This is a genomic window from Nonomuraea terrae (genome assembly GCF_004348995.1).
Taxonomy (GTDB): domain Bacteria; phylum Actinomycetota; class Actinomycetes; order Streptosporangiales; family Streptosporangiaceae; genus Nonomuraea; species Nonomuraea terrae.
Window position 1 is genome coordinate 1 of the sequence record NZ_SMKQ01000152.1, and the last position, 22,634, is coordinate 22,634.

Annotated in this window: 19 protein-coding genes; 12 read left to right on the top strand and 7 right to left on the bottom strand. The window is 73.2% G+C overall.

Features of this window, described 5'->3' with window-relative positions:
* From E1286_RS48270 to E1286_RS33695, 5 genes are all read left to right on the top strand, one after another.
* On the top strand, positions 1–213 hold a 213-nt coding region (locus tag E1286_RS48270), incomplete at its 5' end, for a hypothetical protein (protein ID WP_165970031.1).
* Positions 214–279: 66 nt separating this feature from the next.
* Positions 280–1,680 carry an FAD-binding oxidoreductase gene (locus E1286_RS33680; protein WP_132619004.1) on the top strand — a complete coding sequence of 467 codons (1,401 nt, stop codon included), beginning with the start codon at positions 280–282 and terminating at the stop codon, positions 1,678–1,680.
* Positions 1,681–1,738: 58 nt separating this feature from the next.
* A complete protein-coding gene (locus E1286_RS33685) occupies positions 1,739–3,370 on the top strand; it encodes an MFS transporter (protein WP_132619006.1) in 1,632 nt (543 codons plus the stop codon).
* A gap of 26 nt (positions 3,371–3,396) precedes the next feature.
* Complete coding sequence (locus tag E1286_RS33690; RefSeq protein WP_132619008.1) at positions 3,397–4,524, top strand: FAD-dependent oxidoreductase; 1,128 nt, start codon at positions 3,397–3,399, stop codon at positions 4,522–4,524.
* 218 nt (positions 4,525–4,742) lie between these two features.
* Positions 4,743–5,783, top strand: a complete 1,041-nt coding sequence (locus E1286_RS33695) for a fatty acid desaturase family protein (protein WP_246075435.1) — start codon at positions 4,743–4,745, stop codon at positions 5,781–5,783.
* On the opposite strand, the gene E1286_RS33700 is transcribed toward E1286_RS33695, so the two are convergent.
* A complete protein-coding gene (locus tag E1286_RS33700) occupies positions 5,773–6,063 on the bottom strand; it encodes a hypothetical protein (protein ID WP_132619010.1) in 291 nt (96 codons plus the stop codon). The genes E1286_RS33695 and E1286_RS33700 overlap by 11 nt on opposite strands.
* A gap of 60 nt (positions 6,064–6,123) precedes the next feature.
* Here E1286_RS33700 and E1286_RS33705 point away from each other — a divergent pair, with 60 nt between their 5' ends.
* From E1286_RS33705 to E1286_RS33715, 3 genes are all read left to right on the top strand, one after another.
* Complete coding sequence (locus tag E1286_RS33705; protein WP_132619012.1) at positions 6,124–6,681, top strand: hypothetical protein; 558 nt, start codon at positions 6,124–6,126, stop codon at positions 6,679–6,681.
* Positions 6,682–6,791: 110 nt separating this feature from the next.
* Positions 6,792–7,382: a copper resistance protein CopC gene (locus tag E1286_RS33710; RefSeq protein ID WP_132619014.1), complete on the top strand. Its 591-nt coding sequence runs from the start codon at positions 6,792–6,794 to the stop codon at positions 7,380–7,382.
* Positions 7,372–8,373 carry a hypothetical protein gene (locus E1286_RS33715; protein ID WP_132619016.1) on the top strand — a complete coding sequence of 334 codons (1,002 nt, stop codon included), beginning with the start codon at positions 7,372–7,374 and terminating at the stop codon, positions 8,371–8,373. Before E1286_RS33710 ends, E1286_RS33715 begins: the two co-directional genes overlap by 11 nt.
* Before the next feature lie 9 nt (positions 8,374–8,382).
* Here the strand turns inward: E1286_RS33715 and E1286_RS33720 are convergent, their stop codons facing one another.
* A complete protein-coding gene (locus E1286_RS33720; protein WP_132619033.1) occupies positions 8,383–9,369 on the bottom strand; it encodes an aldo/keto reductase in 987 nt (328 codons plus the stop codon).
* A gap of 110 nt (positions 9,370–9,479) precedes the next feature.
* Here E1286_RS33720 and E1286_RS33725 point away from each other — a divergent pair, with 110 nt between their 5' ends.
* On the top strand, positions 9,480–10,337 hold the full coding sequence (locus tag E1286_RS33725; RefSeq protein WP_132619018.1) for a helix-turn-helix domain-containing protein: 858 nt from the start codon (positions 9,480–9,482) through the stop codon (positions 10,335–10,337).
* 3 nt (positions 10,338–10,340) lie between these two features.
* Here the strand turns inward: E1286_RS33725 and E1286_RS50740 are convergent, their stop codons facing one another.
* The 5 genes from E1286_RS50740 to E1286_RS33750 form a co-directional block, all read right to left on the bottom strand.
* Positions 10,341–12,260, bottom strand: a complete 1,920-nt coding sequence (locus E1286_RS50740) for a hypothetical protein (RefSeq protein WP_165970032.1) — start codon at positions 12,258–12,260, stop codon at positions 10,341–10,343.
* 49 nt (positions 12,261–12,309) lie between these two features.
* A complete protein-coding gene (locus E1286_RS33735) occupies positions 12,310–13,470 on the bottom strand; it encodes a cation:proton antiporter (RefSeq protein WP_132619020.1) in 1,161 nt (386 codons plus the stop codon).
* Between the two features lie 9 nt (positions 13,471–13,479).
* On the bottom strand, positions 13,480–13,962 hold the full coding sequence (locus E1286_RS33740) for a cation:proton antiporter regulatory subunit (protein ID WP_132619022.1): 483 nt from the start codon (positions 13,960–13,962) through the stop codon (positions 13,480–13,482).
* 127 nt (positions 13,963–14,089) lie between these two features.
* Complete coding sequence (locus tag E1286_RS33745) at positions 14,090–15,286, bottom strand: acetate/propionate family kinase (RefSeq protein ID WP_187368256.1); 1,197 nt, start codon at positions 15,284–15,286, stop codon at positions 14,090–14,092.
* Complete coding sequence (locus E1286_RS33750; RefSeq protein WP_246075436.1) at positions 15,262–17,565, bottom strand: phosphoketolase family protein; 2,304 nt, start codon at positions 17,563–17,565, stop codon at positions 15,262–15,264. Before E1286_RS33750 ends, E1286_RS33745 begins: the two co-directional genes overlap by 25 nt.
* Before the next feature lie 60 nt (positions 17,566–17,625).
* On the opposite strand from E1286_RS33750, the gene E1286_RS33755 reads away from it, so the two are divergent.
* The 3 genes from E1286_RS33755 to zwf all read left to right on the top strand — a co-directional run bounded on the left by E1286_RS33755 (position 17,626) and on the right by zwf (position 22,426).
* Positions 17,626–19,332, top strand: coding sequence for an IlvD/Edd family dehydratase (locus E1286_RS33755; RefSeq protein WP_132619028.1), 1,707 nt, complete (start codon positions 17,626–17,628; stop codon positions 19,330–19,332).
* Positions 19,333–19,431: 99 nt separating this feature from the next.
* A complete protein-coding gene (gene pgi / locus E1286_RS33760; protein ID WP_132619030.1) occupies positions 19,432–21,063 on the top strand; it encodes a glucose-6-phosphate isomerase in 1,632 nt (543 codons plus the stop codon).
* Entirely contained in the window at positions 21,056–22,426 is a 1,371-nt protein-coding gene (gene zwf / locus E1286_RS33765; protein ID WP_246075437.1) for a glucose-6-phosphate dehydrogenase, read from the top strand. Before pgi ends, zwf begins: the two co-directional genes overlap by 8 nt.
* Positions 22,427–22,634: the final 208 nt, after the last annotated feature.

Consider the following 22,634-nt stretch of genomic DNA (forward strand, 5'->3'; position numbering starts at 1 on the left):
CACCTGCCCGCCCGCCCCGGGCGCGAGCACCGAGACACCGAACACGCCCGGCGGCACCCGTACGTGCTGCACGAGGTCCCCCCGCAGGGTGCGCGCGACTTCGCGGCGCACGACGTGCCCGAGCTGTTCGCCGAGCAGCGGCTGCTGGACATCCGTGAGATGTCCAACCAGGCCATCGGATCGATCGACGACCTACTGCAGCACACCGCCTGACGTGTGCCCCGGCGGCTCCCGGAACGGGAGCCGGAAAAAGCGAGACCGCACCCTTTGAGGAGAATCATGCAGGGACTGTCGCGAGTGGAGCTGAGGTCGCGTGACGTCGGGGGTCACCAGCCGCGCTCCGTGGCGGGCATAGAGACACCGCACACCCTGGACGAGGTACGCGCCCTCGTCCGCCAGGCCGCGGCGGCCAAGCGCCGCCTGTACCCGGTCAGCACCGGCAGGAACTGGGGCATGGGCTCGGCCATGCCGGTGACCGACGACAACGTGGTCGTGGACCTCGGCGGCATGAACCGCATCCGCAGCCTCGACCTGGAGGCCGGCTACGCCGTCATCGAGCCGGGCGTCACCCAGGCCCAGCTCGCCGCCGTGCTGCGCGACACCCCTTGGATGCTGAACGTCACCGCCTCGTGCGCCGACACGTCGGTCATCGGCAACGCGCTCGACCGCGGCGACGGCTGCGTACGCTCCCGCGTCCACGACGTGGCCGGGCTGGAGGCCGTGCTGGCCGACGGCAGCGTGGTCACCACCGGCGGCCTCGACTCCGCGGGCCGCTACCACGGGCGGGTCGCCGGGCCGGACCTGACGCAGGCGTTCGTCCAGCACAACCTGGGCGTCGTCACCGCCATGGCCGTCTCGCTGGTGCCCCGCCCGCAGACCATCGGCCTCGTGCACGGGCGCCTTCCCCGCGGGCAGGCCGGCGCGGCGCTCGGCGCCGTCACCGGCTTCCTGCGCGGCGGCAACCCGGCCGACGGCCTGATGCGCATCCGCGAGCTGTCGCTCGCCCCCTCCCACGGCGACTGGACGCTGCCGGCCGGTGTCGACCCGAGCCTGTTCACCGTCCTCGGGACCCTGCTCGGCAGCGACGCCACCGTGGAGCTCGCCGAGGAGCTGCTGCGCAAGTCGCTGGTCGGCGTCGAGGGCGCCGAGGCGCTGCGCGTGGTCGACGCGGCCGAGATCGGCCCCGACGACCCGATGTACGCCCGGGCGCTCATGGCGCAGGGCGTCCCGACCTGCCTCGGCGTGCACCACGCGTTGGGCGTGACCTCCTGCGACCAGATCGACGAGGGCGCGATGGGCTTCCTGGCGCTGCTGCCGCTGATGCCCATGGACGCCGCCAAGACCGACCAGATCATCGCCGCGCTCCAGACCGCCGTCGACGCCCACACCACCGCGCTCATGGCCGAGTGGAACCTCGTCGGCAGGCACCTGGCCAACGGCGTCATGCAGATCTTCTTCGACCGCGGCACGCCGTCCGGCGCCCACCGCGCGCACCAGCTCCGCAGCGACGGCAGCGCCCTGCTGCGCGGCCACGGCTGCGCCATCTACCGCTCCGACATCGACCACGCCGCCGCCGCCGTCTGGTCCGAGACCAGCACCGCGGGCCTCGGCATGTTGCACCGGATCAAGACGGCGCTCGACCCCGACGGCCTGATCTCGCCCGGCCGTTACGGCGCCTGACCCCACCACTCGCCCCGCTCCGCCGTCCGGCGGAAGTCACTTTCCTAGGAGGACCCACGTGCGTTCGTCACCAGCGGCCGCCGGCGCGGCGGGAACGGCCGGCCTCACCCGGCGTCACGGAGTGATGCTGCGCCTGGTCGGCGCGGGCGTCATGCTGACGGTGATGGCCGACACCACGGCCACCACCCTGGCCGTCGGCGTGTTGCGCTACACGCCGGCCGGCTCCGGCATGCCGCTCGGTGACCTGGTCTGGCTGACCAGCGCGGCGTTCATCCCCATCGCGGCCCTGCTGGCCACGGCGGGCCGCTGGGCCGACCTGTTCGGCCGCCGCCGGGTGCTGGCGGTCGGGCTCGTGGTGTTCGTGCTGGGCGGGATCGCCACGGTCACCGTCGAATCCTGGTCGTTCGTGCTCGCCGCACGGGCCGTCCAGGGCGCCGGAGCCGCGGCCATGATCCCGGCCAGCCTCGGGCTGCTGCTCGGCGAGCTGCCGGAGTCGCAGCGCCGCGGCGCGATCGCGCTGTGGAGCTCCGCCTCCGGCCTCGGCTGCCTGCTCATGCAGGCGGGCGGCGGCTGGCTGGCCGCGACCGTCGGCTGGCGGGCGCTGTTCATCCCCGACGTCGTCATCGGCGTCGCGCTGCTCGTCGCCTGCGCCGCGCTCCCGCCGGGCCGGCGCACGCAGGCCAAGGGCCGGCCGGACGTGCTCGGCGCCTGGCTGCTGGCCGCCGGCATCGCGGTCATCGTGCTGGCCATCTCCAAGGCCATGGACTGGGGCATGGACGTGCTCTGGCTGGCGGTGGCGGCGCTCGCCCTGCTCGGCGGCGCGCTCGCGCAGGCCAGGCACCACCGGCTGCCCGCGATCGACCTGGCCCTGTGGCGGCGGCCCAGGTTCGTCTGGGGCTGGCTGGCGACCTGGGGCTTCGGCGCCCTGTCGTACGGGCTGCTGACCGTGCAGCCGCTCTACCTGCTGCACCTCGGCTACCCGATGCTGGAGGTGGCCATGTGGCTGACCCCCACGTCGGTGGCCGTCGTCCTCACCAGCGTCCTCGCCGGGCGCCTGATCAAGCGGGTCGGCCCGTACGGGCTGATCTACGCCGGCTCGCTGCTGTGCGGCGGGGCGTGCGTGCTCGTGCTGGTGCAGACCGGGCCGACCGTGTGGGGCCTGATGGCCAGCGTCGTGGTCGGCATGGGGGTCGGGGCGCTCGCGCCCGGCACCTCCGTCGCCACCACCCTCGCCGCCCGGCCCCACCAGTACGCCTCCGCCGTCGGCGCGGCCACCATGGCGCGCATGGTGGGCGGCGCCGTGGGCGTCGCGGTGGTGTCGGTGGTGATCGACCACCCGTTCTTCATGACCGGCCCCTTCGCCGGCCTGGCCGGAGCGATCGCGCTGTGCGTGGCGATCTCCGTGCTGATCGGCGCGCTCGCCCTGACCAAGATCACGAAGACGCGGCCGGATCCGGACGACGTGATGGTGAAGGTGCCGCGCCGCCTGCTGCTCGAACTGCGCATGACGCTCGCCACCGTGGCGGCCGAGGCCGACGCGCTCCTGCCGGCCGAAACGCGCACCCCGGTCACCGACCCCCGTACGGCGCTGGACCCGCGTACGGCCGTCGACCCCCGGACGGACCGCGTACCGCGACCGCGCGCGGCCGAACCCGGGCCCCTCGCCGGGACCCGCGGGCACACGAACTAGTTGAACCATTCAGAAGGGCTCTCGTCATGGCAACCACATCGTGCGACGTAGCCGTCGTCGGCGCCGGGCTCGGAGGCTGCTTCCTCGCCTTGCTCCTCAGCCGCCGCGGCAGGCGCGTCGTCGTCATCGAGCAGGGGCCTTCGGTCCCCAGCGCCGGCGCCGACTTCCTCAAACCCCCGGGGCTGCGCGTGCTGGCCCGGCACGGCCTGGCGGACCTCGCCGGGCGCCACGGCCTCAGGCGCGACACCATCCGCTACTACCACGACGGCGACCCCATCCAGGAGTGCCGCTTCCCCGACGGCGGCTACCTCATCCGCCCCTACCGCGACCTGGTCGAGCTCATCTACGCCTCGTGCGCGATGGAGGGCGTCGAGTTCTGGTTCGACGCCAGCGTCGCCGGCATCGCCACCGACGGCGACCAGGTCGAGGAACTGACCCTCACCGACGGGCGGCGGCTGCGGCCCGGCGTCGTGGTCGGCGCCGACGGCGCCCGGTCCGCCGTGCGCGAGGCCCTCGGCGTCGAGCAGGTCATGACGCCGTACGAGCGGCTGATCATGCGCGCCGCCACCGTGCCGCTCACCGCGAGCGTCGCCCAGCTCAACCGGCTCTACTTCAGCTCCGAGGGCTGGCTCGCCTACCTGTACCCGCTCAACCGCGACGAGGCCCGCGTGTTCGTCGGCCTGCCGCCCGAGGACGACCGGGCCATCTTCGAAGACGGCATCCCCGTCCTGCTGGACCAGCTCAAGAAGTTCGTCACCGACAGCCCCGACGCCTTCGACATGCTCCAGCCGGCGCACTGGCAGCGCATCAAGGTCTCGTCGCTGCGGGTGGGGGCCTACCACCGCGGCAACGCCGCCCTGCTCGGCTCGGCCGCGTTCGCCTGCCACCCGATGACCGGCATGGGCATGAGCTACACGCTGCACGACGCCGAGATCCTGGCCGACGCCATCGGCGACGCCGCGGGCGACCCCGTGCTGCTCGACCGGCTGCTGCACGCCCGTTACGAGCCCCGCCGCGACGCCCACCGGCAGCTCATCGACTACGGCGACGCGCTCGCCGCCACGTTCCGGGACCGGGCGGCGTACCTCGCGGCCTTCCGCGCGGACCTGCACATCTTCGGCGAGAGCGAGGTGCCGGTCCTGCAGCCCGCCTGAGGCGGGACGTCCCCCGAGCCGCGCCCCCGCCGCTCGCCGTTCCCCACCTGGTGAGGTCGTCCGGTGCCCCACGCTGAGTCCGGCCCAGCCCCAGGCGGCGGGGGTGCCCACAAGGTAGGGCACGCACTACCACGAGGACGGGTGACAGCGGGGGTCCGCCGGCGCCCGCCGCTCGCGATGCTGAGGAGCGACCCTGACCCCTCGGCATCGGAGACAACGTGACTGTGGCAGATACGTCCCGCGCCCCGGCGGCGGCGCGACGGGGCAGCGACTACGCGGGGCTGTCGCGCCGCATCGCCCAGGCGGGGCTGCTGGAGCGGCGGCCCGGCTACTACGCCGTCCGGATCGGCCTGGTGTCCGCCCTCTTCGCGGGAACGTGGGCGGCCTTCGCCGTGATCGGCGACTCCTGGTGGCAGCTGCCGGTCGCGGGGCTGCTGGCGGTGGCGTTCGCGCAGGTGACGCTGCTGGCCCACGACCTGGCGCACGGGCAGATCTCGCGGTCGCGGCGGACCAGCCGGATCGCCGGGCTCATCGCCGGCAACCTGGCCGTCGGGCTCAGCTACGGCTGGTGGATGGACAAGCACACCCGCCACCACGCCAACCCCAACCACGAGGACCACGACCCCGACGTCTCGCCCGACGTCCTGCTGTGGTCGCAGAAGCAGGCCGAGGCCAGCCGGCGCGTCGCCCGCGTCATCGGCCCGTGGCAGGCATGGCTGTTCTTCCCGCTGCTCACCCTCGAAGGGCTGAACCTGAAGGTGGCGAGCTTCCGGGCGCTGCGCCGCCCCTCGCTCAAGGGCCGCACGACCGAAGGGCTGCTGCTGTCGGCGCACGTGCTGGCCTACCTGGGAGCGGTCTTCGCCGTCCTGCCGCCGCCGAAGGCGCTGCTGTTCCTGGTCGTGCACCAGGCCTGCTACGGCGTCTACCTCGGCTGCACGTTCGCCCCCAACCACAAGGGCATGCCGGTGCTCACCGCCGAGGACGAGCTGGACTTCCTGCGCCGCCAGGTGCTCACCTCCAGGAACGTCCGCGGCGGCCGGCTGATGGACGTCGCGCTGGGCGGCCTGAACTACCAGATCGAGCACCACCTGTTCCCGAGCATGCCGTCCGCGAACCTGTACCGCGCCCGCCCCATCGTCCGCTCCTACTGCGCTTCGCTCGGCGTCGCCTACGCCGAATGCGGCCTGCTGCAATCGTGGGGACAGGCACTGCGCCACCTGCACGAGGTCGGCCGGCCGCTGCGCCGCGTCAAGAGGTGACGACCAGCTCCAGGCCGTTACGGTCCTCCTCGACCTGATGGCCCGCCGCGATCAGCACGGCGCGCAGGGCCAGCCGCACCGCGGCCCGGACGGTGCCGTACCTGATCAGCTGACCGGCGGCCACGTCCCAGGCGACGACCACCCCGCGCGCGGGGTCGTGCCAGACGGAGAGCCCGCCGTCCGCGGAGGCCGGGGAGGCGTCGACCGTGAAGCCCGCGTCCGTAAGCTCCCTGCGGACCCGCTGTTCCAGGTCCTGGCCGGCGCTCAAGGCGGTGTCCATCCAAGTCCGCTGCCCGCGCGTCAGCCGTTCAATCCTGAAGTGTGTGGAAGGATGGCGACTGTGTCCTGCGCGCCATCCGCGGCGTCAGCGGTGCTGCGCCTGTCCAGGGCCGTCGTGTTCGCGACGGCCTGCGGCGCGGTGTCGGCCGCCGGTCACGCCCTCGCCGGTGGGGGCCGCGTCCCGCTCGGGGCCTGCCTGGCGGCCGTGCTCACGGTGCTCGCGCCGGCGTACGCGATCAACGGGCGCGAACGCGGCCCGGCCGCCGTGCTCGCGGCCACCGTGGGCACGCAGACGGCGCTGCACCAGCTCTTCGACCGGCTCGCGCCCGGCGACGTCACCGCCCTCGGGCACGGGCATCCGGCGCCCGGGATGGCGCTGGTCCACCTCACGCTGGCGGCGCTGACGGCGTGGTGGCTGCACCGCGGCGAGAGCGCGCTGTGGCTGATGATCCGCCTGTACGGCGCCCCGCGCCCGGCCATCCGGCTCTTCGCCGCCCTCCCGGCCGGCGCCGCCGTCGGCCCGATCCCCGCTCCGGCCGTCCCGCACGACGCCCCTGTTCTCGCGGGCGGCACCGTCCCCGCCACGATCTCCCGCCGAGGCCCGCCCGTCCGGGCCTGACGCCCGTCCCGCTCGGTGTGCGTCCGGGCGGGTGCGGGCGTGCCCGTTTCGTCCGTCGGCCTGATCCGGGCGCCGTTTACGTCCGGGAGATCGTTCTGGAGAATTCGATCATGGCATTTCTGTCACGGCGGCTGCTCGGGGGAGGGCTGGCCGCGCTCGTCTGCGCCGCCGTCCTCGCCTGTCCCGCGTCGCCGGCATCGGCTCACGACGCGCTCAAGCGCAGCTCACCCGCCAAGGACGCGCAGGTCGCCTCCGTGGAGGAGATCGAGCTCGAATACAGCGCGAGCGTCAGGTTCCCCTTCGTCGTGCTGCACGACGCCGCCGGCAAGGAGGTCCCGCTCGGCAAGCCGCGGCTCGAGGGGCCGAAGGTGCTCACCGACGTCCCCCAGCCGCTCGCGCCGGGCGCGTACACGATCGGCTGGCGGGTCGTCTCGTCCGACGGGCACCCCATCGAGGGCGAGATCCCGTTCCGGGTGAAGGGAACTCCCTCGCCGCGGGCCACGCCCACCGGTGAGGCGGCTCCGCCGTCCGCCGCCCCCTCGGACGTGGGCGGCGCCGCGACGGCGGCCGATCAGAGCGCCGCGGCGCAGTCGGGGGTGCCCGGGTGGGTCTGGGGCGGCCTCGCGGTGCTCGTCGTGCTGGGGGCGTTCGTGCTGTTCAGGAGCTCGCGCCGCAAACCCGGGGAGCCGGATGCTGGTTGAGCGGGCCAGGCGGGTCGCGCGGCGGTGGGTGCTCGCCGAGGGCGTGGCGCTGCCCGGGTTCCAGGGGGCGGTGCTGGCCGGGTCCGCGCTGTGGGCCCGGCCGGACGCCGGCCATCCCGCGACCTCCGACGTGGACGTCATGGTGGTCGTCGACCCGGCCGTCCCCACCCCCTCCCTCGGCAAGCTCCGCTACGAGGGGGTCCTGCTGGACGTCTCGGTCGCGCCCATGCCGGGCTCGGCGCACGACGTGCTGAGCGACTACCACCTGGCCGGCACCTTCCACCTGCCGGGGGTGCTGGCCGACCCGACCGGGCGGCTGACCGAGATCCACCGGGCGGTCTCCCGCGACTTCGCCGAACGGCCGTGGGTCCTCGCCCGCTGCACCCAGGCCATGGACCGGGTACGCGGCTGGATCAACGGCATGGACGGCTCCGCGCCGCTGCCCGCCCAGGTCACCTCGTGGTTGTTCGGGACGGGCGTGACCACCCACGTGCTGCTGGTGGCCGGGCTGCGCAACCCCACGGTCCGCGGCCGGTACGCGGCCGTGCGCGACCTGCTCGCCGAGCACGGCCGCCTGGACGTCCACGAGAGCCTGCTCGACCTGCTCGGCTGCGCCGGCCTCGGCGCGGCGCGGGTGGAACGTCACCTGGCGGCGCTGGAGGAGGCGTTCGACGCGGCGGCGTCGGTGCGGGCGCCGTCGTACCGGTTCGACTCCGACGTCACCGCCCTGGCCCGGCCCATCGCGATCGACGGCACCCGCGAGCTCATCGCCCGCGGATGGCACCGGGAGGCGGTCTTCTGGCTGGCGGCGACGTACGCGCGCTGCCTGACCAAACTGGCGGCGGCGGGCCGGCCCGCCCGCCACGAGGAGGGCCTGCGGGAACTCCTCGCGGACCTCGGCGCGGAGACCTACGAGGACCGCCGCCACCGCGGCGCCCGCGTGCTCGCCTTCCTCCCCACCCTCTGGCAGACCGCCACCACCCTGCGCTGACCCCCGGGGTCAGCGGCCGGTGAGGCGGGGGAGGGCGTCGCCGTACAAGGCTGGGCTGCGGTCGGCCTCGGCGATGAAGTCGCCGGGGAAGCCCAGCTCGAAGTCCACCGCCGACTCCAGCCGGCGCATCACCTCCTCCGGCAGCTCGACCTCCAGGGCGCCCAGGTTGTCCTTGAGCTGCTCGGCGCTGCTCGTCCCGAGGATCGGGTGCACCCCGCGCCGCAGCGCCCACGCGATCGCGACCTGCGCCGGCGTGACCCCCAGCTCGCCGGCCACCTCGATCACGACCCGCACCCCGGCCCGGTCACGTCCGCTGATCGAGTCGGGCGACACCCGCGACGCCGCGGCACCCGGCTCGGCGTACCGGCCGGACAGCACCCCGTGCGCGAGCACCCCCCACGCCGCCACGCTCATCCCGAACGCCCGCGCCATCGGCAGCAGCTCCCGCTCCACATCCCGCCGCAGCAGGTTGTACGGCACCTGCAACCCGGCGAACGGCGTCCACCCGCGCCACTCCGCCAGCGTGTTCGCCCGGCTGACGACCCACGCCGGGGCGTCCGAGATCCCGGCGTACAGCACCTTCCCGGCGCGGACCGCGTCGTCGAGCGCCCGCATCGTCTCCTCGACCGGAGTGTGCCGGTCCCAGACGTGCACCCAGTACAGGTCGATGTAGTCGGTGCGCAGCCGGCGCAGGCTCTGCTCCAGCGACAGGGTGAGGTTCTTGCGGTGGTTGCCGGCCGCGTTCGGGTCGGTGCGGTCGCGGCTGCCGGTGTACTTCGTGGCCAGCACGAAACGGTCGCGGCGGCCCTGGAGCAGCTCGCCGACGACGTCCTCGCTCCCGCCGTACATGGAGGCCGTGTCCACGACGTTGCCGCCGGCCTCGGCGTACAGCTCGAAGACGCGCCGGACCTCCGGCGAGAACTCCTGGTACGTCATCGCGCCGAGGAACAGCTCCGAGACGCGCAGCCCGGTCGGCCCGAGCAGTCGGTAACGCATGGTCGTCATGCCCCCCACCCTGACGGTCGGCCGCCGGGCGAGGGAGACCGCGCCCATACTGGCCCCCGCGGGGCCACGATGAGCGCGCGGCGGCCCCGTACACTCGGGGCGTGACCGACAACGAGCTCGGCGCCTATCTGCGCGCCCGCCGCGAGTCCGTCAAACCCGCAGACGTCGGCCTGCCCGACGCACCACGGCGGCGCACGCCGGGGCTGCGCAGGGCGGAGCTGGCCACGCTGGCCGGGGTCAGTGTGGAATACCTGACCAGGCTGGAGCAGGGGCGCGACCGCAACCCGTCCGCGCAGGTGCTCGCGACCCTCGCCGGAGCCCTGCGCATGACCCCGGAGGAGCGCGTCCACCTGCGCCTGCTGTCCAAGGTGGCGGGCGGCGGGCACGCGCTGTGCCCGGGGCCGGCGCGGGCGCCGTCCCGTGAGGTGCGCCCGACCGTGCGGGCGCTGCTCGACGGCCTCGACCCCGCGCCCGCCGTGCTGCTCAACCGGATCGGCGACGTGCTCGCGCACACCGCGGCCTTCCAGCGCGTGTACGGCCCTGTCGGCCTGCTCGACGGCGACGATCCCAACCTCATCAGGTACGTGTTCGCCGACTCCCGCGCCAGGATCGCCTTCCCCGACTGGAGCCGCGTCGCCGACGAGCAGGCCGCAGCGCTCAAGCTCGACAACGCCCCCGGTGACGACTACGCGGCCGAGCTGACCGCCGAGCTGGAGTTCGCGGCCGGCGAGGAGTTCACCTCCCGGATGGCCGCGCCGGCCGCGCCCCCACCGGCCGCGCCCGTGGAACGGCTGGCCCACCCCGAGGCCGGGGAGCTGCGGCTGGCCAGGGAGCAGCTCCATCTGTCCGACGGCGAGCAGCGCATCGTCGCGTACGTGGCCGCCGACGCCGCCACCGCGGCCGCGCTCGACCACCTCACCGGCCGCCGCCCCGGCGCCCTGCGCGCGGTGAACGGCTGAGCCTCACGCCCGCCGCAGCGAGCGGGTGAGGCCGGCGGCGATCGTCGTGGCGAGCACCCACCCTGCCGCGATCAGCCCGTACGCCAGCCACTGCGTCGCGCCACCCGGGTTGTAGGCCCGCTCCTGCCCGAAGTCGATGATCGGCAGCAGCAGGTCGAGCGTGTAGACGAACGGGTTGAAGTGCGGCGCCTCCCCGGGTTTCAGCGCCGGCGGCTCGACCCGGGTGAACACCACCGTGCCCACGGCCAGCAGCGCCGCCAGCCACGCCGCCGCGCGCAGGGGGCGGAAGCCGTAGCCGACGGTGACGTCCTGGAGGTGGCCCCAGAAGCGGGCGTACCACGGCAGGGTGGCGCGGCGCCGCTGCTGGCTGGCCAGCAGCGTGTCGCGGGCGTCGGCGTCGCTGCCCAGCCGCCGGTACATGCCGGCCAGTTGCTCGTAGGCGTTCGGCAGGTAGCCGTCCGGGTCGCGGCGCAGCCACCTGAGCCGCTCGGCGGCCGGCAGCACGGGTTCGAGCACCTCGTACGCCAGCCCGTCCATGCACAGCTCGCCCGGCCACACGGCGGGGCTGTCGCGCAGCACGCCGATGCGGGCGTAGCGCAGATCGACCGTCCCGACGACCGGCTCGGCGGTGCGCAGCGCCAGCTCGCGCGTCTCCAGCCGCCAGCACGTGAGCGCCTCGCCGCCCGGCGTCTCCAGGGTGGCGTCGTCGAAGCACAGGCGGCTGCCGATCTGGGCGTTGGTCAGCCGGATCCGCCCGCGCGCGGAGAAACCGTCGCAGAGCTTGAGCATCTTGCCGACCGTGATGCCGTTGGCCGACAGGGCGGCGCCGCCCGGGTTGGCCAGCCGGGCGCCCTCGAAATGGGCGGATCCGGTGACGGAGGCGTCGCACAGGCTGATCTCGCCCTCGGCCGTCATGCCCTCGCGGGCCAGCAGCGAGCCGTCCACGGCCAGGCCGTCGCCCGCCAGCGCCACGCCGCCGGGGTGGCGCAGCAGCGCGCCGTCGAGGCCGAGCGTGCGGCCGATCTTCGCCGCCTCCAGCCGCACCATGCCCTCGGCCTCGACCAGCGACAGGAACAGGCCGCCCTCGGCGTTCAGCCCGCCCCCGCGCACCGCCAGGCCGCCGGGATTGCGCAGCCGCGAGCCGCGCAGCGTCAGCGGTCCGCCGACGCGGGCATGGCGCAGCCGGACCTCGCCGTCGACCTCCATCCGCCGGGCGAACAGCCCCACCTGGACGTCCAGGTTGGACCCGCCGAACGCGAGCCCGCCGGGCGCCCGCAGGCGCGCGCCGTCGAGGCGCACCGCGGAGCCGATCCTGGCCGCGGTGAGGACGATCTCGCCGTGGCAGGCGAAGCCGTCCTCGGCGCGCAGGTCGCCGCCGACGTCGAGCTGCTCGCCGTTGATCGCGACGCCGCCGGGGTGGTCGAGGCGCGCGCCGCTCAGCGTGAGGTTGCCGGTGACGCGGGCGCCGTGCAGGCGCGCCTCGCCGGTGACGTGGCAGCCGTTCAGCCGCAGGTTGCCCTCGACCTGGAGGTTGGACGCGACCAGGCCAGGCAGCCGCGAGTCGGCGAAGCTCAGGAAGCGGGTGCGAGCCTGGTACAGATCGGGCGGCTGGTCGAAGGCACATTCCTCGAACGTGACCGGGAAGCCCACCTCGGCGAAGCCCAGGTGGAGCCGCCCGGTGATCCGGGCCCCGGCCAGGCGCAGCGCGGGCTTGTCGGCCGGCCCGGCGTACTCGGCGAGCAGCAGCCCGGCCAGCACGTCCGCGCGGACGACCCGCTCGGGGCCCCAGGAGTCCGCGCGGGCGGGGGAGTCTGCGGCGGGATCCCCCGCCCGCAGATCCGCCTTCCACCCGCGCGGTACGGCGTCGGCCACGGCCTGCTCCGCGGGGGTGAGTTCGGCGGGGGTGAGTTCGGCGGCGAGCACACCGCCATTCTCGCGGTGAACCCGCAGCTTCCGCGAGCCGATCGCCCGTTCAGGCCCGTTTCGCGATGGCCGTGATGAACGGCTGCACGAGCTTGGCCGCCAGCGGCCCGAACGCCGCCAGGATCAGCACGTACGCCGCCGCCAGCGCCCCCAGGTCGGGGTGGACGCCCGCGCCCACGGCCAGACCGGCGATGACGATGTTGAACTCGCCGCGCGGGATCAGCGCGATGCCCGCGCGGGCGCGTCCGGCCTTGGCGATGCCCGCCCGTTTGGCCGCGTACGCGCCGGTCAGCAGCTTCGTGATCATGCTGACCAGGGCCAGCAGCGCCGCCAGCCCGGCCACCGGCAGGATCTTCGCCGGGTCGGTCTGCAGGCCGAAGAACACGAAGAAGATCGCCGCGAACAGGTCGCGCAGCGGTGCCAGCAGCGCCCGCGCGTCCTCGGCCAGTTGACCCGACAGCGCGATCCCCACCAGGAACGCGCCCACGGCGGCCGACACCTGCAGCTGCTGGGCCAGGCCCGCCACCAGCAGGGCCAGCCCGACGACCTTGAGCAGCAGCACCTCGGAGTTGGGGCTGCGCACGAACGCCTCGATGAAGCGCCCGAACTTCAGCGCCAGGACGAGCACCACGCTCACCGTCGCCAGCGCGATGCCCACCGAGATGGCCCCGCTCACCAGGCTCAGCCCGGCCAGCATGGTCGTCAGCACCGGCAGGTAGATCGCCATCGTGAGGTCTTCGAAGACCAGCAGCGACAGCACCGTCGGCGTCTCGCGGTTACCGATCCATCCGAGGTCGGACAGCACCTTGGCGGTGATGCCCGACGAGGTCGCGTACGTGACGCCCGCCATGGCGACGGCCGCCACCGGCCCCCAGCCCAGGAGTAAGGCGATGATCGCGCCCGGCGCCGCGTTGAGCACCAGGTCGACGATGCCCGCGCGGGCGTTGCTGGTGAGGCTCGTCACGAGCTCGTCGGCGTTGTACTCCAGGCCCAGTGTGAGCAGCAGCAGGACCACGCCCAGCTCGGCGCCGACCGAGATGAAGTCCTCGCTCGTCGCCAGCGGCAGCACGCCGCCCGTGCCGAACGCCAGCCCGGCGATCAGGTAGAGCGGGATGGGGGAGATGCCGACGCGCAGGGCCAGCGCGCCGAGCACGCCCAAGCCGAGGACGACAGCACCGAACTCCAGAAAAATGACCGCGGTATGGTGCAACCCGCGGCCCTACCCTTCTGCCAGGATGCCGGCGACATCGGCGGTGCTGTCCTCGCTGCCGACGACCACCACCACGTCACCCGCGTCGAACACGAACTCGGGGCCAGGGCTGGCGAACACCTGCCCGGCGCGGACCACGGCCACGATCGAGGCGCTCGTCCGCGTCCGCACCCGGGCGTCGCCCATGGGGCGGCCGGCGTACGGGGAGCCCGCCGGGATCGGCAGCTGCACGCTCACCAGGCCCGCCACCTGCTGGTGGAGCTGGTTGAGCCGCTGCACGATGCGGGGCGCGCCGAGCAGCTCGGCGAGTGCGTCGGCTTCCTCGTCGTTGAGCTTGACCGTGTGGCAGACCGCGTCAGGATCGTCCTTGTCGTAGATCACCAGGTCGCGGCGGCCGGTGCGGTGGGAGATGACCCCCACCCGCTGCCCTCTCCGCGTGGTGAAATCATGCCTCAGGCCGATCCCGGGCAGTGCTGTCTGTTCGACCTCCACCTATCCCACCTGTCCAGAGCTGCACATTTCCGGACACCCTACCAACGAGTTACCCCTCCAAGACGTACCCTGCCGCACTCGAGCCGTTACGTTCCGCCAGGCTGGGTCCGCCTTTCCCGAGCGGGCATCATGAGGTGTCCTCGGTGGATCGGGTGATGAGGTCGAGCGCCTGACGGGCGATCTCCCATTCCTCGTCCGTGGGGACGACCAGCACCGCCACCTCGGCCCCCGGCGGCGACACCGCGCGCTCCTCCTGCGAGGCCGCCTCGTTGCGCGCCGGGTCCACCGCGATGCCGAGCCGCTCCAGGCCCGTCAGCGACTCGGCGCGGGTGGCGGCGTCGTGCTCGCCCACGCCGCCGGCGAACACGATCGCGTCAGCCCGGCCGAGCAGCGCGTAGTAGGCGCCGACGTACTTGCGGATGCGCCGCGTGTAGACGGCCAGCGCCAGGCGGGCCTCGGCGTCGTCGCGGGCCCGCACCTCCCGCATGTCCAGGGTGCCGGCCAGCGCGCGCAGCCCGCCCTGGTGGCCGAGCAGGTTCTCCACGTGCTCGGCGTCCAGGCCGGCCACGCGGGCGAGGTACCCGGGCAGGGCGGGGTCGACGTCGCCCGAGCGGGTGCCCATCACCAGCCCCTCCAGGGGCGTCAGGCCCATGGAGGTGTCCACGCTGCGCCCGCCGGAGATCGCGGTCGCGCTGGCCCCGTTGCCCAGGTGCAGCACGATCAGGTCGAGTTCCGCCAGCTCGCGGCCGAGGAAGGCGGCGGCGCGGCGGGAGACGTACGCGCAGGAGGTGCCGTGGAAGCCGAAGCGCCGCACGCCGAGCCGCTCGCGCCACTCGCGCGGCACCGCGTACGTGTACGCCTCCGGCGGCAGCGTCAGCTGGAACGCCGTGTCGAACACCGCCACCTGCGGCACCCCGGGGAACGCCTCGCGCGCCACCCGGATGCCGGCCAGGTTGACCGGGTTGTGCAGCGGTGCCAGCGGGGCCAGCTCCTCGATGGCGGCGATCACGCCGTCGTCGACGAGCACGGCCCGGTCGAACCGGTCGCCGCCGTGGACCACCCGGTGCCCGACCGCGACCGGGTCCAGCTTCGGCCCGGCCGTCCGGAACGCCTCCATGACCGCGGCCAGCCCCTCGTCGTGCCCGGCGAAGCGCTCCCGCCGCTCGTACGGGGGAGCGTCGCCCGCGTGGTGGACGAGCCTGCCCTGCTCCTCGCCGATGCGCTCGACCAGTCCGCGCGCGGGCCGCGCGCGGGTGCGCATGTCCACGAGCTCGTACTTGATGGACGAGGAGCCGGTGTTCAGGACGAGAATGCGGCCTGCCATGTCCACGTTCTGATCTCCGCGGGGTCCTCGCCGTGGTCTCGGGTGTACTGGCGTGCCCGCAGCCGCTCGTCGCTCATGCGCTGGCGCAGATGCGCCTGCCTGGAGCCGAGGCCGGGGACGCGGTCGATGACGTCCATGACCAGGTGGTAGCGGTCGATGTCGTTGAGCATCGCCATGTCGAACGGTGTCGTCGTGGTGCCCTCCTCCTTGTAGCCGCGCACGTGGATGTTGCCGTGGCCGTGGCGGCGGTAGGTGAGCTGGTGGATGAGCGACGGGTAGCCGTGGAAGTCGAAGATGACCGGCTTGTCGACGGTGAACAGCGTGTCGAACTCGGCGTCCGACATGCCGTGCGGGTGCTCCGTCGCCGGCTGCAGCCGCATGAGGTCGACCACGTTGATCACGCGCACCTTCAGCTCCGGCAGGTGCTCGCGCAGCAGCGCGGCGGCGGCCAGCGTCTCCAGCGTCGGCACGTCGCCGGCGCAGGCCAGCACGACGTCCGGCTCGGTGCCGTCGTCGGTGGAGGCCCACGGCAGGATGCCGAGGCCGCGCGTGTTGTGCGCGATCGCCTCCTCCATCGTGAACAGGTCCAGCACCGGCTGCTTGCCCGCCACGATCACGTTGACGTAGTCGCGCGAGCGCAGGCAGTGGTCGGCCACCGACAGCAGCGTGTTGGCGTCCGGCGGCAGGTAGACCCGCACCACCGACGCCTTCTTGTTGATCACCACGTCGAGGAAGCCGGGATCCTGGTGGCTGAAGCCGTTGTGGTCCTGCCGCCACACGTGCGACGACAGCAGGTACGTCAGCGACGCCACCGGCCGCCGCCACGGGATCTTCTGCGACGACTCCAGCCACTTGGCGTGCTGGTTGAACATCGCGTCGATGATGTGGATGAACGCCTCGTAGCAGTTGAACAGCCCGTGCCGGCCGGTCAGCAGGTAACCCTCCAGCCACCCCTGGCACAGGTGCTCGCTGAGCACCTCCATGACCCGGCCGCCCGCGCCCAGGTTCTCGTCGGTCGGCAGCAGCTCGGCGTTCCAGGCCCGGTCGGTGACCTCGAAGACGTCCGACAGCCGGTTCGAGGCGGTCTCGTCCGGGCCCAGCAGCCGGAACGTGGCCGGGTTGGCGGCGATCACGTCGCGCAGCCACCCGCCGAGCACCCGCGTGGGCTCGCTCGACTGCGAGGCCGGCGACTTGACCTCGACCGCCGTCCTGCGGAAGTCGGGCAGCCGCAGCGGCTCCAGCAGTTCGCCGCCGTTGGCGTGCGGGTTGGCGCTCATCCTGCGGGTGCCGCGCGGCACCGTCTCGCGGATCTCCCGCACCGGCCGCCCTTCGGAGCCGAACAGCTCCTCCGGCCGGTACGACCGCATCCACTCCTCCAGCATCCCCAGGTGGGTCGGGTTCTCGCGGACCTTGGCCAGCGGCACCTGGTGGGAGCGCCAGGTGCCCTCCACCGGCTTGCCGTCCACCTCGCGCGGCCCCGTCCAGCCCTTCGGCGTGCGCAGGATGATCATCGGCAGCCGGTCGGCGTCGCCCGCCTTGTACGCGGCGATCTGCTCGAACGCGGCGTCCAGGGTGCCCGCCATCTCCGCGTGGTCGGGGCCCACCAGGTGGGGGCGGTAGCCGTATCCCTCCACGAGTTTGATCAGCTCGTCGGTGGGGATGCGGGCCAGCACGGTCGGGTTGGCGATCTTGTAGCCGTTCAGGTGGAGGATGGGCAGCACGACGCCGTCGCGGCGGCGGTCGAGGAACTTGTTGGAGTGCCAGCTCGCGGCCAGGGGGCCCGTCTCGGCCTCGCCGTCGCCCACGATGCAGGCCACCACCAGCTCGGGGTTGTCGAAGGCCGCGCCGTACGCGTGCGCGAGGGCGTACCCCAGCTCGCCGCCCTCGTGGATCGACCCGGGCGTCTCCGGCGCGGCGTGGCTCGGGATGCCGCCGGGGAAGGAGAACTGGCGGAACAGCCGCCGCATGCCCTCCGCGTCCTGCGACACGTCCGGATAACGCTCGGAGTACGACCCCTCCAGCCACGCGTGCGCCACCGCCCCCGGGCCGCCGTGCCCGGGGCCGCAGATGTAGATCATGTCCTGGTCCCGCTCGCGGATCACCCGGTTGAGGTGGGCGAAGCAGAAGTTCAGCCCGGGCGTCGTCCCCCAGTGACCGAGCAGACGCGGCTTGATGTGCTCGGGCCGCAGCGGCTCGGTCAGCAGCGGATTGTCCAGCAGGTAGATCTGCCCGACGGACAGGTAGTTCGCCGCCCGCCAGTACGCGTCGATGTGCTCCATCCCCTGCTGCTTCCCCACACGCCGTGCTGAATCCTCCTCAGGCTGGATAAGCTGCCGCATATGGAGTTCAGGAGTTCGCACTGGTATTCGGGGGACGACCGCAACTCCTACATCCACCGTGCGTGGATGCGGCGGGGGCTGCCACGCGAGGCGTTCGAGGGCGGAAAACCGCACATCGCGATCGCCAACACCGCCTCCGACCTCACTCCCTGCAACGCCCATCTGAACGAGGTCGCCCGCAGCGTCATGGACGGCGTGTGGGCGGCCGGCGGCGTGCCGCTCAACCTGCCCGTGGTCTCCTTGGGGGAGACGAACGTGCGCCCCACGGCCATGCTCTGGCGCAACCTGGCCGCCATGGCGACCGAGGAGATGCTGCGCGCCAACCCCATCGACGGCGTGGTGCTGCTCGGCGGGTGCGACAAGACGATCCCGTCCCTGCTCATGGCCGCCGCCTCGGTGGACCTGCCCGCGCTCGTGGTGCCCGGCGGTCCCATGCTGACCGGCCACTTCCGGGGCGCCCCGCTCGGCTGCGGCACCGACGTGTGGCGCCTCAGCGAGGAGGTACGCGCCGGAACGCTCTCCCGCGAGGCGTTCCTGGAGTCGGAGTCGTCCATGATCCGCAGCCGCGGCCACTGCAACACGATGGGCACCGCCTCCACCATGGCCTGCGTGGCCGAGGCGCTCGGCATGACCCTGCCCGGCACCGCCGGCACCCCCGCCGCCGACAGCCGCCTGCTCGAACGCTCCCACGAGAGCGGCCGCCTCGCGGTCGAGCTGGTCAAGGCGGGCCGTCGCCCGAGCCACGTGATGACCAGGGCCTCGTTCCTGAACGCCGTCGTCACCCTGGCCGCCGTCGGCGGCTCCACGAACGCCGTCGTCCACCTGCTCGCCATCGCGGGAAGGCTGGGCGTCGAGCTCACCCTGGACGACTTCGACCGCACCGGTTCCGGCGTGCCCCTGCTGGTGGACCTGCAGCCCGCGGGGCGGCACCTCATGGACGACCTCTTCCGCGCCGGCGGCCTCGCCGCCGTGCTCAAGGAGGTCGAGGACCTGCTCGACCCGTCCGCGATCACCGTGACCGGGCGGCCCCTGGCCGAGCACCTGGCCGGCGCCGAGATCCTCGACGAGGACGTCATCAGGCGGCGCGCGGCCCCGCTGCTGCCCGACGCCGGGATCGCCGTGCTGCGCGGCAACCTCGCGCCCGACGGCGCCGTGATCAAACCCGCCGCCGCCTCGCCCGAGCTGCTGCGCCACCGGGGCAGGGCCGTCGTCTTCGACAGCGTCGAGGACCTGCACGCCCGCCTCGACTCGCCCGACCTCGACGTGGACGAGACCTCCGTGCTGGTGCTGCGCGGCTGCGGACCGCGCGGCTACCCCGGCATGCCCGAGGTCGGCAACCTGCCGCTGCCCGCCAGGCTGCTGGAGAAGGGTGTGCGCGACATGGTCCGCATCAGCGACGCCCGCATGAGCGGCACCGCGTACGGCACCGTCGTGCTGCACGCCGCGCCCGAGGCGGCCGCCGGCGGGCCGCTGGCCAGGGTGCGCACCGGAGACCCGATCGTGCTCGACGTGGCCGCTCGCCGGCTCGACGTGGACGTCCCGGAGGCCGAGCTGGCCGTCAGGGAGCCCGTCACGGCCGGCCACGCCCGGCCTGCGCGCGGGTGGGAGCGCCTGTACGTCGAGCACGTCACCCAGGCCGACCGCGGCGCCGATCTGGACTTCCTCATCGGGTCGAGCGGCGACCGGGTGGGCCGCGAATCCCACTGAAATTCGGCTCCGCCGTGCGCGGAATCAACCTGCCGGGGTACGGGGTTACGGGACGATGGGACCGGCGCATCAGCCGGTCAGGGGACTCTAGGAGGACGCGTGAACGGCGACATCACCCAGAGCCAGGAGTGGGCGGCCCTGGGCAAACACCACGAGGAGCTCGCGGGCAGGCATCTGCGCGAGCTGTTCGCGGAGGACCCGGGCCGGGCCGGCCGCATGACGGTGACCGCCGGCGACCTTTACCTCGACTACGCCAAACACCGCGCCACGCAGGAGACCATCGACCTGCTGGTGGCCCTGGCCGAGCGGGCCGGGCTGCGCGAGCGCATCGAGGCCATGTTCCGCGGCGAGCACATCAACGTCAGCGAGGACCGCGCGGTCCTCCACGTGGCGCTGCGGCTGCCCCGCGACGCCGAGCTGGCCGTCGACGGCCAGGACGTCGTGGCCGACGTGCACGCCGTGCTCGACAAGATGAGCGCCTTCGCCGGCCGGGTGCGCTCGAAGGAGTGGCGGGGCGCCACCGGCAAGCCCATCGAGACCGTCGTCAACATCGGCATCGGCGGCTCCGACCTCGGCCCCGCCATGGCCTACGAGGCGCTGCGCGACTACGCCGACGCCGGCATCACGGCCCGGTTCGTCTCCAACATCGACCCGGCCGACATCACCGGCAACCTCGCCGGGCTCGACCCCGAGACCACGCTGTTCGTGGTCAGCTCCAAGACCTTCACCACGCTCGAGACGCTCACCAACGCCCGCGTCGCGCGCCGCTGGCTGGTCGACGCGCTCGGCGACGACGCCGTCTCCAAGCACTTCGTGGCCGTCTCCACCAACGCGGCCAAGGTCGCCGAGTTCGGCATCGACACCGACAACATGTTCGGCTTCTGGGACTGGGTGGGCGGCCGTTACTCGTACGACGGCGCGATCGGCCTCTCCCTGATGATCGCCATCGGGCCCGAGCGCTTCCGCGAGATGCTGGCCGGCTTCCACACCATAGACGAGCACTTCCGCACCGCGCCGTTCGAGGCCAACATGCCGGTGCTGATGGGCCTGCTCGGGGTCTGGTACACCGACTTCTTCGGCGCCGAGACCCGCGCCGTGCTGCCCTACAGCCAGCGGCTGCACCGCTTCCCCGCCTACCTGCAGCAGCTCACGATGGAGTCCAACGGCAAGTCGGTGCGCGCCGACGGCACCCCGGTCACCGCCGCGACCGGCGAGATCTTCTGGGGCGAGCCGGGCACCAACGGCCAGCACGCCTTCTACCAGCTCCTGCACCAGGGCACCAGGCTCGTGCCGGCCGACTTCATCGGCTTCGCCGAGCCCCACGACGACCGCGAGGGCATGCACGACCAGCTGACCGCCAACCTGCTGGCCCAGACCTCGGCGCTGGCGTTCGGCAAGACCGCCGACGAGATCGCGGCCGAGGGCACCGCGCCCGAGATCGTGCCCCACAAGGTGATGCCGGGCAACCGCCCCACCTCCACGATCCTCGCGCCGAAGCTGACCCCGTCCACGCTGGGCCAGCTCGTCGCCCTCTACGAGCACGTCGTCTTCGTCGAGGGCACCGTCTGGGGCGTCGACTCCTTCGACCAGTGGGGCGTCGAGCTGGGCAAGAAGATGGCGCTCGATCTGGCGCCCGCGCTCACCTCCGACGCGCCGCCGACATCCTTCCCCGACGCCTCGACCGAGCAGCTCATCCGCCGCTACCGCGAGTTGCGGGGGCGGCGTGTCTGAGCAGGCGGGCGCGCTGGTCCTGTTCGGCATCACCGGCGACCTCGCGCGCAAGATGATCCTGCCCGCCCTCTACCGCCTGACGGCCGACGGGCGGCTCGACCTGCCGATCATCGGCGTGGCCAGGACCGACCTCGACCTCGACGGGCTGCGCGAGCACGTCCGCGCGGCCTGCGGCGGGGTCCACGACGCGGCGTTCGACAAACTGGCCGGCAACCTTCGGCTGGTCAGCGGCGACTACGGCGACCCCGCCGTCTTCGCGCGGCTGCGCGACGAGGCCGAGGGCAAGGGCTTCCTCGTCCACTACCTCGCGGTGCCGCCGTCGTTGTTCGCCTCGGTCGCCGAGGGGCTGGCGGGCGAGGGCCTCAACCGCGAGGCCAGGCTCGTGGTGGAGAAGCCGTTCGGGCACGACCTCGACTCGGCCCGCGCCCTCAACGCCGAGCTGCTCAAGTACTTCGACGAGGACCACCTGCGCCGGGTCGACCACTTCCTGGGCAAGGAGCCGGTCGAGGACCTCATGGTGTTCCGGTTCGCCAACATGTTGCTGGAGCCCATCTGGAACCGCTCCTACATCCGCAGCGTCCAGATCACCCTGGCCGAGGACTTCGACGTCACCGAGCGCGGCGGCTTCTACGACGCCAACGGCACCATCCGCGACGTCGTCCAGAACCACCTGCTGCAGCTGCTGGCCATCCTGGCCATGGACGCGCCGCCGTCCAAGGACGCCCGGGCCCAGCTCGACGAGAAGTGGCGGGTGCTGCGCGCGGTCCAGCCGATCTCGCCCGCCGACGTCGTCCGGGGTCAGTACGACGGCTACCTCGACACCGAGGGCGTGCGTCCCGGCTCCACGACGGAGACCTACGTCGCGCTGCGCGCCTACATCGACAACTGGCGCTGGGCCGGGGTGCCGTGGTGCATCCGCTCCGGCAAGGCGATGCCGATGACCGACCTGGAGGTCGTCGCCGAGCTGCGCCGCCCCCCGGTGGCGATGTTCGCCAACGGCGGCGCCCCCGACAGCCCCAACCTCATCAGGTTCCGGCTGCAGCCCGACGCGGGCGTGACGTTCGACCTGCTGGCCAAGGAGCCGGGCCGGCAGCACACCCGGCCGGTGCCGGTGAGCGTCGACTTCACCAAGGTGCTCGGGCCCCTGGAGGCGGCCTACGAGCGCATCATGGCCGACGCCGTCAGCGGTGACCCGCGCAGGTTCGCCAGGTTCGACCTGGTGAAGGAGTCGTGGCGGATCGTCCAGCCGGTGCTCGACCTGCCCGACCCACCGCTGGTGTACGCGAAGGGCTCGTGGGGGCCGCAGCCGGCGCAGGACATCCCGCCGGACGGCTGGCACGAGATCTCCACCACCTTCGACTGATCCTCGACCGATACGGCATCGACGCGGGCGGGCCCTCCGGGTGACGATGGCGGGATGGACATCATGGAGATGGTGGAGCAGTCGAAGGACGTCGCGACCGTCAAACGTGTCTTCGGGGAGCCCGTCCGCCACGGCGACGTGGTCGTCATCCCCGTCGCCCGCATCGCCCAGGGCGGCGGCGGGGGCCAGGGGCAGGGCAAGAGCGAGA